This window comes from Parafrankia soli (genome assembly GCF_001854695.1).
In the GTDB taxonomy this organism is placed as follows: Bacteria; Actinomycetota; Actinomycetes; order Frankiales; family Frankiaceae; genus Parafrankia; species Parafrankia soli.
This window is the reverse complement of sequence record NZ_MAXA01000058.1, coordinates 77,604-92,553: the sequence shown is the minus strand read 5'-3', so window position 1 is coordinate 92,553 and position 14,950 is coordinate 77,604. Positions and strand designations below refer to the sequence as shown.

16 protein-coding genes and 1 pseudogene are annotated in these 14,950 nt (G+C 73.3%); 7 read left to right on the top strand and 10 right to left on the bottom strand.

Translation table 11 applies throughout. From position 1 onward, the window contains the following. Window positions 1-255: 255 nt before the first annotated feature. From BBK14_RS07250 to BBK14_RS07235, 4 genes are read right to left on the bottom strand one after another with little or no spacing between them, the layout of a single operon-like run. Window positions 256-1,110, bottom strand: coding sequence for an ABC transporter permease (locus BBK14_RS07250; protein WP_071060400.1), 855 nt, complete (start codon window positions 1,108-1,110; stop codon window positions 256-258). Then, window positions 1,107-1,871 (bottom strand): ABC transporter permease, encoded by a 765-nt coding sequence (locus BBK14_RS07245; protein ID WP_071060399.1) that lies wholly within the window; start codon window positions 1,869-1,871, stop codon window positions 1,107-1,109. The genes BBK14_RS07250 and BBK14_RS07245 overlap by 4 nt, the downstream gene beginning before the upstream one ends. Beyond that, a complete protein-coding gene (locus tag BBK14_RS07240) occupies window positions 1,868-2,734 on the bottom strand; it encodes an ABC transporter ATP-binding protein (RefSeq protein ID WP_071060398.1) in 867 nt (288 codons plus the stop codon). The genes BBK14_RS07245 and BBK14_RS07240 overlap by 4 nt, the downstream gene beginning before the upstream one ends. Further along, window positions 2,731-3,759 carry an ABC transporter substrate-binding protein gene (locus BBK14_RS07235; RefSeq protein ID WP_071060397.1) on the bottom strand — a complete coding sequence of 343 codons (1,029 nt, stop codon included), beginning with the start codon at window positions 3,757-3,759 and terminating at the stop codon, window positions 2,731-2,733. Before BBK14_RS07235 ends, BBK14_RS07240 begins: the two co-directional genes overlap by 4 nt. A gap of 477 nt (window positions 3,760-4,236) precedes the next feature. Here BBK14_RS07235 and BBK14_RS07230 point away from each other — a divergent pair, with 477 nt between their 5' ends. The 4 genes from BBK14_RS07230 (at window position 4,237) to BBK14_RS07215 (ending at window position 7,166) form a co-directional block, all read left to right on the top strand. Then, window positions 4,237-4,539, top strand: a complete 303-nt coding sequence (locus BBK14_RS07230) for an urease subunit gamma (RefSeq protein ID WP_026239939.1) — start codon at window positions 4,237-4,239, stop codon at window positions 4,537-4,539. Between the two features lie 14 nt (window positions 4,540-4,553). Further along, window positions 4,554-4,895: an urease subunit beta gene (locus BBK14_RS07225; protein ID WP_071060462.1), complete on the top strand. Its 342-nt coding sequence runs from the start codon at window positions 4,554-4,556 to the stop codon at window positions 4,893-4,895. After that, entirely contained in the window at window positions 4,892-6,619 is a 1,728-nt protein-coding gene (locus tag BBK14_RS07220; RefSeq protein WP_071060396.1) for an urease subunit alpha, read from the top strand. Before BBK14_RS07225 ends, BBK14_RS07220 begins: the two co-directional genes overlap by 4 nt. Before the next feature lie 202 nt (window positions 6,620-6,821). Continuing rightward, window positions 6,822-7,166, top strand: coding sequence for a cell division protein SepF (locus BBK14_RS07215; RefSeq protein WP_071060395.1), 345 nt, complete (start codon window positions 6,822-6,824; stop codon window positions 7,164-7,166). Here the strand turns inward: BBK14_RS07215 and BBK14_RS07210 are convergent. After that, window positions 7,147-8,064, bottom strand: a complete 918-nt coding sequence (locus tag BBK14_RS07210; protein WP_071060394.1) for a phytanoyl-CoA dioxygenase family protein — start codon at window positions 8,062-8,064, stop codon at window positions 7,147-7,149. The two genes, BBK14_RS07215 and BBK14_RS07210, sit on opposite strands and share 20 nt — an antisense overlap. Before the next feature lie 106 nt (window positions 8,065-8,170). Beyond that, complete coding sequence (locus tag BBK14_RS07205; protein WP_071060393.1) at window positions 8,171-8,431, bottom strand: hypothetical protein; 261 nt, start codon at window positions 8,429-8,431, stop codon at window positions 8,171-8,173. Between the two features lie 245 nt (window positions 8,432-8,676). On the opposite strand from BBK14_RS07205, the gene BBK14_RS07200 reads away from it, so the two are divergent. After that, window positions 8,677-9,372: an urease accessory protein UreF gene (locus BBK14_RS07200; RefSeq protein WP_071060392.1), complete on the top strand. Its 696-nt coding sequence runs from the start codon at window positions 8,677-8,679 to the stop codon at window positions 9,370-9,372. A 13-nt stretch (window positions 9,373-9,385) separates the two neighbouring features. Here BBK14_RS07200 and BBK14_RS07195 read toward each other — a convergent pair whose 3' ends face one another. Both BBK14_RS07195 and BBK14_RS07190 read right to left on the bottom strand, forming a co-directional pair. Beyond that, window positions 9,386-10,006, bottom strand: coding sequence for a TetR/AcrR family transcriptional regulator (locus BBK14_RS07195; RefSeq protein WP_071060391.1), 621 nt, complete (start codon window positions 10,004-10,006; stop codon window positions 9,386-9,388). Continuing rightward, window positions 10,003-11,229, bottom strand: a complete 1,227-nt coding sequence (locus BBK14_RS07190; protein WP_241831253.1) for a TlpA disulfide reductase family protein — start codon at window positions 11,227-11,229, stop codon at window positions 10,003-10,005. Before BBK14_RS07190 ends, BBK14_RS07195 begins: the two co-directional genes overlap by 4 nt. Before the next feature lie 183 nt (window positions 11,230-11,412). Here BBK14_RS07190 and ureG point away from each other — a divergent pair, with 183 nt between their 5' ends. Beyond that, window positions 11,413-12,150 carry an urease accessory protein UreG gene (gene ureG, locus BBK14_RS07185; RefSeq protein WP_020463153.1) on the top strand — a complete coding sequence of 246 codons (738 nt, stop codon included), beginning with the start codon at window positions 11,413-11,415 and terminating at the stop codon, window positions 12,148-12,150. A gap of 23 nt (window positions 12,151-12,173) precedes the next feature. Further along, entirely contained in the window at window positions 12,174-13,025 is an 852-nt protein-coding gene (locus BBK14_RS39730; RefSeq protein ID WP_241831251.1) for an urease accessory protein UreD, read from the top strand. Window positions 13,026-13,082: 57 nt separating this feature from the next. Here the strand turns inward: BBK14_RS39730 and BBK14_RS07180 are convergent. Continuing rightward, window positions 13,083-14,171: pseudogene (locus BBK14_RS07180) on the bottom strand (glycosyltransferase); the annotation flags it as partial. 115 nt (window positions 14,172-14,286) lie between these two features. Beyond that, entirely contained in the window at window positions 14,287-14,949 is a 663-nt protein-coding gene (locus BBK14_RS07175; protein WP_020463156.1) for a response regulator transcription factor, read from the bottom strand. Window position 14,950: the final 1 nt, after the last annotated feature.

Genomic DNA, 14,950 nt, shown 5'->3' with positions numbered 1-14,950 from the left:
ACGCCGCCGACCGCCCGGCCACGGACCCGCGCAGTGAGCCCCGCAGCGGCCGGGCCGACCTCGACCCCGCCACGACGCGACCACACCCGCACGTTCCGACGCATTGCTGTACAACCGCATTCTCGTACGGGAGCGACACGTCGCGTGGTGGGGTGTCAGGAAGCAAGCAGTGCCAGGTGCGCCACATCACAGCCCGTGACCTGCGGTTGCGCACTCGGACGGCCGCCGGCTGCCCGCCGCGGGGTGCCACGCCGCTCACCCGCGCCGGGTCGGGTCGGGCCCGTACCGGGCGAGCACGACGGCCTCGGCGAGGCCCACCAGGGCGTAGACCGCGACACTGGCGGCGGTGATCACGACCACCGAGGCCCACACCCCGCCGTAGTCGAACGTCTGTTGCGCGCGTTGCATGAAGTAGCCCAGGCCCTTGCCGGTGGCCAACCATTCCGCGAGCAGCGCGCCGATGATCGCGCCAGGTACCGAGATGCGCGCCGAGACGAACAGCGCGGGCAGGGAGCTCGGGAGCGCCACCTTGCGCAGCACCGTGAACGGCCCGCCGCCGTGGGCGACGACGAGGTCGGCGGCGGCCGCGGGCCCGGAGCGCAGCCCGAACACCAGGTTCACCAGGGACGGGAAGAACACGACGATCCCGGCGATCACCGAGACCGCCAGCAGGCCGCGGCCGAAGACGAGGGTGAGCAGCGGTGTCATCGCGACCAGGGGCACCGAGCGCAGCATCATCGCCACCGGCATCAGCGACTGCTCGACCGCGCGGTTCAGCACGAACGCGACGGCCACGCCGAGCGCGGCGAGGGTGCCGGCGACGTAGCCGACCGCGGCGTCGCCGAGGGTGTGCCACAGGCCGTCCAGGATGACGGAACGGTTCTGGGCGGCGTCCGGCTCGGTGAACAGGTACTTCCAGACCGCCCCGGGGTCCTTGGCGACGAGGGCGTTGAGGTCGAAGACCTCGATGAAGGCGTACCAGAGCCCGACGATCACCGCGGTGGACGCGACGACCGAGAGCAGGGTCCGCCCGGCCCGCGCGGCAATCGCCCCCGCCACCCGGCTGCCACGGCCGCCGGACGATGCGGTGTCCGGCGTCACGGTGCTCATCGGGCGCCTCCAGGGTTACCGCGGGGGGCCCAGGGCGTCAGCAGCCGGGCCAACAGCGCGGTCAGGGCGTAGCCGAGACCGGCGATGGCGGAGGCGACCAGGGCCAGCGCCCAGGTGCGCGGCACCTCCAGCGCCTGCTGCGAGTTGACCATGGCGATCCCGAGGCCGCGGTCGGCGCCGAGGAACTCACCGATGATCGCACCCAGGATCGCGGCCGGCGCGGCGATCTGCAGCGCCGCGAAGGTGCTCGGCAGGGCTGCGCGCAGCCGGACGTAGCGCATCTGGTGGACGACGCCGCCGCCGCTGGCCCGGATCACGTCGAGGCTGGCCGGGTCGGCCGCGCGCAGGCCGAGCAGGGTGCCGACCAGCGTCGTGAAGAACACCGAGATCCCGGCCAGTGCCTTCTGCGGCGTGCTGCCGTCGAAGACCGTGGTCAGGATCGGGCCGATCGCGATGATCGGCAGGCAGTAGGAGGCCACCCCGATCTGGAGCAGCACCCGCTCGACGACGGGGACGCCGAAGAACAGCACCGCGAGGCCGATCGCCAGGCCGTTGCCGACGAGCCAGCCCTGGGCCGCGATCGACACGGTCGACCGGGCGGACGTCCAGAGCAGGCGATGGTCGTCCCCCAGGGCACGAACGACCTCCCAGGGCGTGGGCACGACGCTTCCGCGGTCGAGCAGCGTGACGGCGAGCAGCCACCACACGGCGACCAGGCCGACGACGCCGATCGTCCCGCCGAGCCACGCGGGCCGGGTCATCCGGCCTCCCCTGCCGTCGGGCCGGTACCGGCGAACAGGAGCGTGGACAGCTCGTCGTGCAGCTCGTGGAACCGGGCGGTGCGCAGCATCTCCGGGGTGCGCGGGCGCGGCAGGTCGATGTCGACGCGCGCCGCGATGCGCCCGGGGCGGGCGGTCATCACCGCGACGGTGTCGGAGAGGATGACCGCCTCGGGGATCGAGTGGGTCACCAGGACGGTGGTCGTCGAGCGTTCACTCCAGATGCGCAGCAGCTCGAAGTTCAGGCGCTGGCGGGTCATGTCGTCGAGGGCGCCGAACGGCTCGTCGAGCAGCAGCACCTTGGGCTGCACGACGAGGGCGCGGGCGATCGCGACCCGCTGGCGCATGCCGCCGGAGAGCTGCGCGGGCCGGGCCCGCTCGAAGCCGGTCAGCCCGACGAGAGCGATCAGGTCGCTGATGACCTTGCGTTCGGCCTTCAGGCCGCTGACCTCCAGCGGCAGCCGGATGTTCGCCTCGACCGACCGCCAGGGCAGCAGGGCGGCGTCCTGGAAGGCGATGCCGAGGTGGTGCGCCCGGCGGGCCACCGACGGCGCCTCGCCGTGCACCAGCGCCGTCCCGGCCGTCGGGGCGTCCAGGTCCGCCAGGATCCGCAGCACGGTGGACTTGCCGCAGCCCGAGGGGCCGATCAGGGTCAGGAACGAGCCCTCCGCCGTCGCGAGGTTGACGTCGTCGAGGGCCACGACGCGACCGCGGCCCATGCGGAACTCCCTGCCGAGCCCGGTCACGCTCACACCGGACCCGTCGGGCGCGGCCGGCGGGGTCGGCGGGGTCGGCGGGGTCGGGGCAGAGGCGGGTTCCGGTGTGGGCGTGGCCGATGTCGTCATACGAGATCAGGCTTCTCCTCGTAGAGCTCCTTGATGATGGACAGGTCGAACAGCTCCTCGGCGGTGATGCTCACGCCCGCGATCCCGAGGGTGTCRATGTTCTCCTCGACAAGCTTGTCGGTGACCGTGAACAGGCCGTTCGCCTTCGTGTCGGCGGTGAGGATGAGAGCGTTCTGGTCCTTGCTCCCCAGGGTCTGCTCCTCCTCGTCCAGGCCGAGGTCCTTTCCGTAGACGGTCGCCGCCAGGTGCGCGCCGAGCGCGGGATCGGCCAGCGAGTCCTTCCATCCGCGGATCTCGGCGGTGAGTGCGGCCTTGATCTTGTCCCGTTCCTTGTCGATGGACTCGGTACGGACCATGTAGGTCTCGGAGACCAACGGGTAGTTGTGGTCTGCGAGCAGGAAGGTCGTCACCTCGAAACCCTTGACGCGCAGCAGGTTCGGTTCGTTCGTGACGAAGGAGAACCAGCCGTCCACGGTGCCCGTGGTGAGCGGGAGCKGGTCGAACTCGACCGGCACCTTTTCGATCGACTTCGGGTCGATCTTGTTCGCCTTGAGGAACGCCGTCCACACACTCTCATTGGTCGCCTGCACGCCAATCCTCTTGCCGATCATCTCCTGGGGGCCGGCGATGGGCTTGTCCGCCATGGAGACGATCGCGAACGGGTTCTTCTGGTACTGCGCGCCAACGATCTTGATCGGTGCGCCGTTGAGGATGGCGTTGCCGGTGATGTCGGGGGCGGAGATACCGATGAACGCCTTGCCGGTCGCGACGTCGGTGTCCTGTGGCGTCGCGGACGGGCCGCCGGCGATCATGTTGACGCCGGAGAAGCCGGCCGCCTTGTAGTAGCCCTTCTGATCCGCGATGTAGGCACCGGCGAACTCGGTGTTCTTGATCCAGGAAAAGCGGATGTCGAGGACACCGAAACCGCTGCCGGACGAGCCGCCGTCACTGCTGTCATCGCCGCACGCGGCGAGCAGGCCGCCGCTGCCGAGCGCGAGCAGCGCCGCCCCGGCCGTCGCCCCCATTCCCCCGCGCAGGAACCCGCGTCTGTCGAAACCCGTGCTGCTGCCTGTTGCCACCGAACCCCCATCGAACGCGCCCGCGACACCCCGTTCAGCCGTTCCCATCCGACCTGCCAGGCGGTTCCACGACGCTAGAAAGCAGGAGTATCGGACCTATCGCGGTCACGTGAACAACCAGTTACCAGGCATCGGGACCAACGGTTCCCGGGACATCGGGCCATTTCACGATCCGGGCCACCGAATCCGAACACGGGGAGATCACCGACGCCATCTCGGCGGCACCGGCGGGAAACACCGGCGAAAAGGGAAACCGGGGGGCGGGCGCACCGGCCGGTCGAAATGACGATGTCCGCAAACCGGCGGCCGGGCCCCGCGCGAAGACGGCACGAAGTGGGCGCGAAGGGACGTCGACAGGGCTGGCACGCGGCCGGGGCGCGGGTGGTTCGGGCCGGCGGGCGGGTGCGTGTAGGCTTCGCGCTCGTGCTGCTGAGCCCGCATGAACAGGAACGCCTGCTCATCCATGTGGCGGCCGGACTGGCCCGGGAACGCCGCGCACGCGGGCTGCGCCTCAACTATCCGGAGGCGACCGCGCTGCTCACCTCGTTCCTGCTCGAGGGCGCGCGGGACGGGCGTACCGTCGCCGATCTCATGGCGGCCGGGCGGGGCGTGCTGACCCGCGACGACGTCATGGAGGGCGTGCCGGAGATGCTGGCCGAGGTCCAGGTCGAGGCCACCTTCCCGGACGGCACGAAGCTCGTCACCGTCCACCAGCCGATCCCTTGATCCCCGGCGATCCCTTGATCCCCGGCGAGATCGTCACCGCGCCCGGCACGGTGCGGCTGAACCCGGGCCGGCCGACCCGGGTGCTGGTCGTGCGCAACACGGGCGACCGGCCCGTCCAGGTCGGGTCGCACTACCACTTCGCCGCCGCGAACCCGGCTCTCGACTTCGACCGCGAGGCCGCCTGGGGCTACCGGCTGGCCGTCGCGGCGGGCACCGCCGTCCGGTTCGAGCCCGGGGTCGAGCGCGAGGTCGAGCTGGTCGCCCTGGCCGGCGCCCGGGTCGTCCCGGGGCTGCGCCCGGAGTGGGCCGGCCCGCTCGACGGTGGCCGCGGTGACCGTAAGGGGAGCGGGGAGTGAGTGAGCTGGAGCGGTCCCGGTACGCCACCCTGTACGGGCCGACGGTGGGCGACCGGATCCGCCTCGCGGACACCGACCTGTTCATCGAGGTCACCGACGACCTCAGCCGCGGCCCGGGCGGCACGGCCACCGGCGACGAGGCGGTGTTCGGCGGCGGCAAGGTCATCCGCGAGTCGATGGGCCAGGCCCGCGCCACCCGCGCGCAGGGCGCACCCGACCTGGTGATCACCGGTGCGGTCGTGCTCGACCACTGGGGAGTCGTCAAGGCCGATGTCGGCATCCGGGACGGACGGATCAGCGCGCTGGGCAAGGCCGGCAACCCCGACACCATGGACGGCGTCCACCCGGATCTGGTGATCGGCCCCGGCACCGAGATCATCGCGGGCAACGGGAAGATCCTCACCGCGGGCGCGGTCGACACCCACGTCCACTTCATCTGCCCGCAGCAGGTCCCCGAGGCCCTCGGCACGGGCGTCACCACGCTCATCGGCGGCGGCACCGGGCCGGCGGAGGGCACCAAGGCGACGACCGTCACCGCGTCGCCGTGGAACCTGCACCGGATGATGTCCGCGATGGACGGCTGGCCGGTCAACGTCGCCCTGCTCGGCAAGGGCAACACGGTCAGCGAGGACGCGATGTGGGAACAGCTGCGCGCCGGCGCGGCCGGCTTCAAGCTGCACGAGGACTGGGGCACCACCCCGGCGGCCATCGACGCCTGCCTGCGTGTCGCCGATGCCTCGGGGGTGCAGGTGGCGCTGCATTCCGACACCCTCAACGAGGCCGGATTCGTCGAGGACACCCTCGCCGCGATCGCCGGCCGGGCGATCCACGCCTACCACACCGAGGGTGCCGGCGGCGGGCACGCGCCGGACATCATCACCGTCGCGTCGTTCCCGAACATCCTGCCGTCGTCGACGAACCCCACCCGGCCGCACACGGTCAACACCCTCGACGAGCACCTCGACATGCTGATGGTCTGCCACCATCTGAACCCGTCGGTGCCCGAGGACCTGGCGTTCGCGGAGAGCCGCATCCGGCCGTCCACGATCGCGGCCGAGGACATCCTGCACGACCTGGGCGCGATCTCGATGATCGGCTCGGACTCGCAGGCGATGGGCCGCATCGGCGAGGTCGTCACGCGGACCTGGCAGACCGCGCACGTCATGAAACGCCGCCGCGGCGCGCTGCCCGGCGACACGGTCGCCGACAACAACCGGGCCCGGCGGTACGTCGCCAAGTACACGATCTGCCCGGCGGTGGCGCACGGCCTGGACGCCGAGATCGGGTCGGTGGAGGCCGGGAAGCTGGCCGACCTGGTGCTCTACGAGCCGGCCTTCTTCGGGGTGCGGCCGTCGCTGGTCCTCAAGGGCGGTTTCATCGCGTGGGCGGCGATGGGCGACGCGAACGCCTCGATCCCGACCCCGCAGCCGGTGCTGCCGCGGCCCATGTTCGGCGCCGCCCCCGGCCCGGCCGCGGCGAGTTCGCTGATGTTCGTCGCGCCCGCGGCGCTGCAGGACGGCCTCGACGAGCGGCTGGGCCTGGCGAAGCCGATGGTCGCCACGGCGGACGTCCGCCGGCGGGGCAAGGCGGACCTGCCGGAGAACACCGCGACGCCGGACATCCGCGTCGACCCGGACACCTTCACCGTGCGCATCGACGGCGAGGCGGTGGAGGCGGCTCCGGCCGCCGAGCTGCCCATGGCCCAGCGGTACTTCCTCTTCTGATCGTGCCTCTCATCCAGGGCCGGCGGCGCCCGCCGGGGATGGCGCGCGGCCGGGTTTTCGGACCTCCGGGGGCTTGACCCACAGCCGCCGCCGTGCCCGCAGCCTGTAGTGGTCCCGTCTCGGCGTGTCGCCGCCGGAACGCGGGGCCGGTCGGGAATCATGTGCTGTGCCGCCCCTGGCCCGGCTCACGAAAGGCACCCCGATGGACGCGACCACGCCCCGAAAAGCCCGGGCCCGGGCCACCGTGCCCATCGTCGCGCCGACCAACTACAACGACTTCTCCCAGCCGGTGGACCGCCTGCGCGACGGCATTCCCATGCTGGTGGACCTCGAGCACGGCGGCGAGACCCTGGAACGCCGGTTCCTCGACTTCGCCGCCGGCGCCGTCTACGCCCTGGCCGGGCACATCGAACGGATCGCCCCGCACGCCTACCTCGTCGTACCGGCGGGCGTGGAGCTGCCCGCCGAGGACGTCCACCACCTGCGGGAGACGTACCTCGGGCGCGGCCACAGCACCGCGCCCGGCATCAGCGTGCGGCGTTCTTGACGAACTGCGGGCGGTAGGACGACTCGTCCCCGGCGAAGTACGAGCCGCGCACGTGCCGGCGCACAGCCGAGTCGTCGGTCGCCCGTGCCGCCGCGTGCCAGGTGTAGGCGTCGTGGAGCAGGACGTCGCCCCGGTCGGCGTACACCGCGATCTCGCCGGGGACCTTCTCGAACCCGAGCGGCATCTCGAACGGCGGCGGCGTGTCGGTGTACCCGCCGGCCGGGCGGGCGTCGGCCGGGACGGCCACACCGTTGATGTTGCGGTACGGGGCGGGTGTGGCCCACTGGTGGCTGCCGGGCACCATCCGCAGGAAGCCGTTCGCCGGGCTCGTCGCGTCGATGTGGATGGTGAACGCCAGCCCGGGCCAGACGTCCAGGCTGGGCATCGCCTGCCAGTCGGAGTGCCACCCGATGCGGCTGTAGCCGGACTCGCGGCCCGGGCGGGCGTCCTGGTAGATGATGCCGGCCTTGTCCGAGTCGTTCAGCCAGATTCCGGGGCCCGCCCCGGGACCGATCAGGTTACGGACGACGTCCACCAGCACCGGATGGGCCGCCGCCGCGCGCACGGACGGCGCGAGCTCCTCGACGTGCTCGACGTAGTTGACGAAGCGCGCGGCCTTGCCGGCGTCGTCGAGGTACTGGGTGGAGCCGTGGCGGGCGGGAAGAGCACCGGAGAGCACACCGGCCTGGGCGGCGGCGCACTCGGTCTCGATCTGGGTGGTGAGCGGCTCGCCCAGAACGCCGCGGAGGATCACGAACCCGTACCGCCGGTAGAACGCCACGATCTTGTCCAGATCGAGCTGGCCCGGATCGAGCCCGACGGCCGCCACCGGCGGGGCGGCGTCCGTGGGCCGAAAGGCCCCCAGCTCGGCGAACGGTGTGAGCACGGACGATCCCATCGATTGCCTCCAGCGGCACGTCGGACGGTGCCGGACAGATTGTCGGGCGGATGACTGGCGGTGTGGCCAGGTGCCTGACGATGTGAGCGGATGCCTGACGGCGTGGTCAGCGACGACCGGACCGGTGCGAGCTGGAGCCGCCGGCGGTGCCGCTCGAGCTCGACGTCCGCCGCTCGCACTCCCACTCGTGGTCGTCATCATCCCATTCGGCCACGTAGCCGGCCCGGCAGCTCGGCTTCGGCGGGCGGTCCGAGCAGGCGGCCAGTCCTGAGGACAGTCCCAGGACCGTGACCAGGGTGAGCGCGACTCGGGCGCGGATGCCCCCGAGCCGCGCGGGTCGCCCCGAGCTCAGAACAGACACGGTCATCCCCCATCTCCGACGCGGCCGGACCGCTGCCGGCCGCACTTCAGGCTTGCCGCCGGCTCCGCGGCGACGGCCGCAAACGCTGCCATATCCGGGAGCTCACGATGGTGGATCTGTCGCCGACGTGACCTGCTGCCGGACCCGGTCCGGCGGTCGATTGCGACGGCGCGCGCGATCCGGACCGGCGGCCCGGGCCGGGGGCACAGGGCGTGGTGGGCAAAGATAGGTGGATGGACGCGGACCCACCAATGACAGGTCACGTGGAGGCACGGGCAGCGCTGCTGCTCCTGGCCGACGGGCGTCTACCCGCCGGCGGGCATGCCCACTCCGGAGGCGTCGAGGCCGCCGTGCTCGACGGGAGCATCACCGGGCTCAGGGACCTCGCCGAGTTCCTTCGCGGCCGCCTCGCGACGTCCGGGCTGCTCGCCGCGTCCTTCGCGGCGGCGGTGTGCCGGTCGGTCCGTACGGCCGGCCCCGCTACCGAGCTGGCGGCGGACGTCCTCGCCGTCTTCGAGGCCGAGGTCGACGCCCGCACGCCCTCGCCCGCCCAGCGGGCCGCCAGCCGCGCGCAGGGCCGTACCCTGATGCGGGTGGCCCGCGCGGCCTGGGCGGTCCCGGCGCATCCGGCGGCGCCACACCACTGTGTGGCGCTCGGCATCGTCGCCGCCGCGGCCGGGCTCGAGCCGCGGGACGCGGCGCTGGCGGCCGCCCACGCGTCCGTCAACGGCCCGGCGACGGCGGCCGTCCGCCTGCTCGGGCTCGACCCGCTGGCCGTCACCGGTGTCCTCGCCGAGATCGCCGCCGAGGTCGACCGCATCGCGGCGGCCGCCGACACGGCGTCGGCGCTGCGCGCCCCGGAACGCCTGCCCGCCGGGAGCGCGCCCCAGCTGGACCTGCTGGCCGAACGGCACCGCACCGCCGAGGTCCGGATGTTCACCTCCTGATGGAGCCACCGGGTCAGCGGGCGGCGGGCCGCGCGCTGGCGGCGAAGGCCGCCGCGGTCAGCTCCCGGAAGCAGCGCAGGGCGCCCTCGCCCTCCAGATGACCGGAGATCTCCAGGCTGACCGCGCCGTGGGCGGCGGCGTGCAGGAGACGGGCGACCGGCTCCGGATCGTCGCCGCCGAGCAGCCCGGCGGCCATCGCGTCACGCACCGCGTCGACGAGGACGGCCAGGCTCGCGCGCGCCACCTCCAGCGACTCCGGGCCGGGCTCGTAACCGGGCACGGCCCGCTCGAACATGACGGCGTAGAACGACCGGTCGGTGAGCGCGCTGCGCCGGTAGGCGTGGGCCAGCTCGTGCAGGCGGACGAGCGGGTCGGCTGCCACGACGGCCTCGAGCCGGGCCCGCAGCCGCTCGAACCCCTCCCGGTAGAGCGCGTCGGCCACGCCGTCCTTGCCGCCGAAGACCGTGTAGAGCACGGTGGTCGACGCGCCGATCGCCGTGGCGACACGCCGCATCGTCAGCGCCTGCGGGCCGGCGCTGACCAGCAGCTCGGCGGCCGCCTCGATCGCCTCACGCCGCAGCGCCTCCCCCGCCACGGCACGGGAACGGCGGACGGCGCCGTCCGCGACGCTCACCGGTCCACCCGCGGGCGCCGGCCGTCACCGCAACCCGACCCGGCCGCTTCGACGGGCGGGGGCGGTGCGGCGCCGGTCTCCTCCGCCTGCCAGTCCGGGAGCGGGCGGTAGATCGGGACGCCGTTCGCCTCCAGCTCGGCCCGCAGGTCGAAGTACTCCTGGCCGAACGGGTCGGCGCCGCGCAGCCGCATCGTCCCGCGCCGGATCGCCACCTGGTGGGGCGCCAGCCGACCCGCCTTCTCGAGGTAGACCGCCGCTGCCTCGATCTGGCCGGCGCGGTACAGATGGATCCCGATGGCGGCGGCCAGCCGGGCGCGCTGGTCGTCATCGGACGGCGGGCGCAGGTGCCGACGGACGTCCTCGGCGCCGAGCCCCGGTCGCCCGGTCGTCACCCATCTGCGCAGCGCCGCGAGCGCGCGGGCGGAGTCGATGCCGTTCATGGACCGGAAGGTGTCCGTCGCGGTCTGCGTGTCGGGCGGCCGGACGAGGCGGCCGGCCTCGTCGATCCAGAACACGGTCGGGACGTTGGTCAGGTTGTAGCGCCCGGCCAGCACCCCGTCGGTGTCGATCAACGCGGGATGGTTTCCGCCGGCGGCGTCGATCCACTCCCTGGCGGCCGCCGGGTCCGTGTCCAGCGCGACCGTGACCAGGGTGAACCCCTGATCGGCGAGCTCGTCGTGCTGGGCCGCCCAGGCCGGCAGGTCGTAGCGGCAGCCGCACCAGGACGCCCAGGCGACGACGGCGACCTTGCGCCCCCGCAGGTCCGACAGCGCGGTCAGCCTGCCCTCCAGGTCGGGCAGCGCCACGTCAGGCGCGACACCGGCGTCAGGCGCGACACCGGCGTCGGGGGCTCCGCCGTCGAGCAGGCCGCGCAGCTCGTGGCTGGCCGCCGCCGGGCCGAGCGCGGCCACCCCCCGCACCGCGTCGACCATGGCGAGCCGCCCGGTCAGCCCGGCGAACTCGGCGATGTCGATCCAGTCCTCCGCGCCGAGCCCCCGCTCCCCCGCGCCGAGCCGCCGCGCGGCGACGGACGCGGGGATGCAGACGTCGCCGCGGCACCACCCCTGTGGCCGCAGGCGCCACCCGAGCAGCCCGCCGCCCTCGGCCGGGCGGACGAGCACCCGCCCCGACCGGCCCGGGCCACCGGGCTCGACCCGCGCGTGCAGCAGGCTCGTTCGCCCGGCCTCCAGAACCGTCACATCCACTGTCTCGATCTCGTCCACCCATCGATCGTAACGCCGTTCCCAATAAAAAACAACGTTATCGATCTTCCGTTTCCATACTGTCGCAGCACGGGGCTACGCTGCGCAGGCCGGGCTGTGGTGCCAGCCCGGGGCGCGCGTGACTGCGCCGATCAGCACAGACCAGCGCCGACCAGCAAGACCCAGCGAGACGAGGAGCGACCGGTGCACCTGGAACACGATCGGCCTCTCGGCGGCGGGGGCGCGCCGGCCGCGTCCGGGGGCGCGGGCCCGCGCTGGCAGAGCCCGCCGGGCACGCCCGCCGGGCCGGCGCCCACCGACCGGGCCCTGCGGGTGGGGGTCGGCGGCCCGGTGGGAAGCGGGAAGACGGCCCTGGTGGCCGCGCTGTGCCGGGCGCTGGCCGGGCGGATCAGGCTCGGCGTGGTGACGAACGACATCTACACCACCGAGGACGCCGACTTCCTGCGCTCGGCCGGGGTCCTCGACCCGGGGCGCATCCGCGCGGTGGAGACGGGATGCTGCCCGCACACGGCGATCCGCGACGACATCACCGCCAACCTCGACGCGGTCGAGGATCTCGAGTCCGACCTCGGCCGGCTCGACCTCATCCTGGTCGAGAGCGGTGGCGACAACCTGACCGCGACGTTCAGCTACGGCCTCGTCGACCGGCAGATCTTCGTCATCGACGTCGCCGGCGGCGACAAGGTGCCCCGCAAGGGCGGGCCGGGCGTGGCCGGCAGCGACCTGCTGGTCGTCAACAAGACCGATCTCGCTCCGCTCGTCGGCGCCGACCTGGCCGTGATGGCCCGGGACGCGGCCGCGATGCGCGGCGGGCGCGCCGACCGCCCGGTGCTGTTCACCAGCCTCCGCTCCGACGCGGGAGCCTCGGACGTCGCCGACTGGGTCCTCGCCCAGCTGCCGTCGCCCGCCCGCCCGCAGTGAGCTCGTCCGCGGTCAGCCCGCACGTGGCGCCGTCCCGCACGACCGTTCGGGCGCGCGCCGCGCTCCAGGTCGAGCTGGACGGCGGCGGGACGGCCAGGATCACCGAGCTGCGCGCGGCGGTGCCCGTGCTGCCGCGGCGCACCGGCGGGTCGGGGCGCGTCGTGGTGGTCCACCTTGTGGGTGGTGCGGGTGGCCCGCTCGCCGGCGACGACCTGGGCCTGGACATCGTCGTCGGCGCCGGGGCGCACCTGGTGGTGCGGTCGGTGGCCGCGACCGTGGCCCTGCCCGGCCACGGCGCCGGGCCGTCGACGTTCGCGCTGCGGGCCCAGGTGGGGCCGGCCGCGACGCTGTCGTTCCTCCCGGAGCCGACGGTCGTCGCCCGGGGAGCCCGCCACCGGATGACCACCGAGATCATCCTGGCGGCGGACGCGCGGCTGCGGTACCGCGAGGAGATCATCCTTGGCCGCTTCGGCGAGCCGGGCGGCGACCTCGAGACCTCCCTCCGGGTGGACGTCGACCAGGCACCGGGCCCGGCGCCCACCACCGACGCCGCCCCCGATCCCGCCCCCGGGCCGCGGAGACGGCCGCTGCTGCACCAGGAGCTGCGGCTGGGCCCGCACGTCCCGGGGGTGGCCGGGCCGGCGGTACTCGCCGGCGCCCGTGCCGTCGGGTCAGTCCTGGTCGCCGGGCCGGCGACCGGTCTCGAGCCGGTCACCGCCGCGGTAGGGGACAGTGTCGCCCTGATGCCCCTGTCCGGACCGGGGGTCCTCGTCTGCGCGCTGGCGGACGACGCCCTCGCCCTGCGCCGCCGTCTCGACTCCCTGGCCGGCGTCCTGACCGGCTCCCTGGCCGACCCGCTTCCCGGCGGGAGCTGAGTAGGTGCGCCCCTTCCAGGCGGCGCCCCGGCCGGCGCGGTGCCGCCGGGCCGAGTCCATGGTCATGGCCAGGTAGAGGGCCGCGGTGAACGGCAGCGCGAGCGAGGAGAGCACGGGCTGGTCGTAGTACCGCAGCATCGGTCCGAACGTCGTGATCATGACCGACCAGGCGAGCAGCCCGGCGGCGGCCACCGCCACGTTTCCGGCGGCGATGCCGGCGATGGTCGCGACGACCGGGGCGACGAAAACCAGGCCGAGCCCGAGAACCGTGCCCACGAGTAGCAGCGGCGACCAGAACAACTGCGCGTAGGCGGTGCGCGCCACCATGTGCCACAGGTCCGCCAGCCGCGGGTACGGCCGGTGGCTGGAGACGTGGTCGGCGAGCCCGAGCCAGGTCCGCCCGCCGGACTTCTTGATCACGCGGGCCAGCGCGACGTCGTCGATCACCGCGTCCCGGATGGCGTCCAGCCCACCGGCGTCGGCGAGCGCCCGGCGGCGGACGAGCGAGCATCCCCCGGCGGCGGCGGCGACCCGCGAGTCCGGGTCGTTGGACCACCGGAACGGGTAGAGCATCGCGAAGAAGTAGACGAAGGATGGCACGATGAGGCGTTCCCATCCGGTGTTGACCCGCAGCCGCGCCATCTGCGAAACGAGATCAAGCCGGCGGGCCGTCGCCGCCCGGACGAGCTCGCGCACCGAGCTCGGATCGTGCGCGATGTCGGCGTCGGTCAGCAGCAGGAACTCGGGCGCGCCGGCCGCGGCGATGCCGTGCCGCAGCGCCCAGAGCTTGCCCGTCCAGCCGGCCGGCGGCTCGCTCGACCCGATGACGGTGAGCGCCACCGCCGCCTCGGGACGGGCCGCCGCCGCCCGCGCCGCCAGCTCCCGGGCCAGCTCGCCCGTCCCGTCGGTACTGGCGTCATCCACCAGAATGATGCTCAGGCACCCGGGATAGTCCTGCGCGAGCAGTGAGGGAAGCGTGTCGGGAAGGACGTCCGCCTCGTCACGCGCGGGGACCACGGCGACTACCGCCGGCCACTGTTCCGGTGGCGGTCCGTCGCCGGCGGGCAGCCTTTGATCGGTCCGCCAGAAGAATCCTCGGAACAGCGCCAGGAAAATCCAGGACGCGAGCGAGATCAGCGCAATCACCAGCAGTGGAAGCACGCCAGGGAGGATGCCACACAGCCGGCGCCGCCGGTATCCGAAGAAAGAATCGAGGGGTACCCGCCCGACTAATGTGGCAGGATGCGGCGAGCCGGGTCCGTCAGGCTTCCAGCCGATATCCCATCCCACGTACGGTGGTTATACAGTCCGCGCCGATCTTGCGGCGTAGATATCCGACGTAGACGTCCACGACGTTACTGCCCGGGTCGTAGTCGTAACCCCAGACCGCGGAGAGCAGCTGTTCGCGGGCCAGTACCTGGCCGGGGTGGCGCAGGAACGTCTCCGCGAGCACGAACTCCCGGGCCGTCAGGTCGACCGTCCGGCCGCCCACCTGGGCCCGGCGGGTACGCAGGTCGAGGCTGACCCCCCGGACCCGCAGGACGGTCGCCTCGGGCGCCCGGTCCGCCCGCAGCCGCAGCCGGATGCGCGCCAGCAGCTCCTCGAACCGGAACGGCTTGGACATGTAGTCGTCGGCACCGCCCTCGAGGGCGGCCACGGTGTCACGCACGCCGTCGCGCGCCGTCAGGACGACCACCGGCACGTCCACCCCGGCTCCGCGCAGCCGCCGCAGGACGGAGAAGCCGTCCATGTCGGGCAGGCCGAGGTCGAGGACGATCAGGTCGACCTCGCCCCGCAGGGCGACCTCGAGCGCGGACGCGCCGTCGCCGACGCAGACCGGCAGGAACCCGTTCGCGCGCAGGCCCTTCTCGATGAACGAGGCGATCCGGTACTCGTCCTCGGCGATCAGCACCCGGTTGGCCATC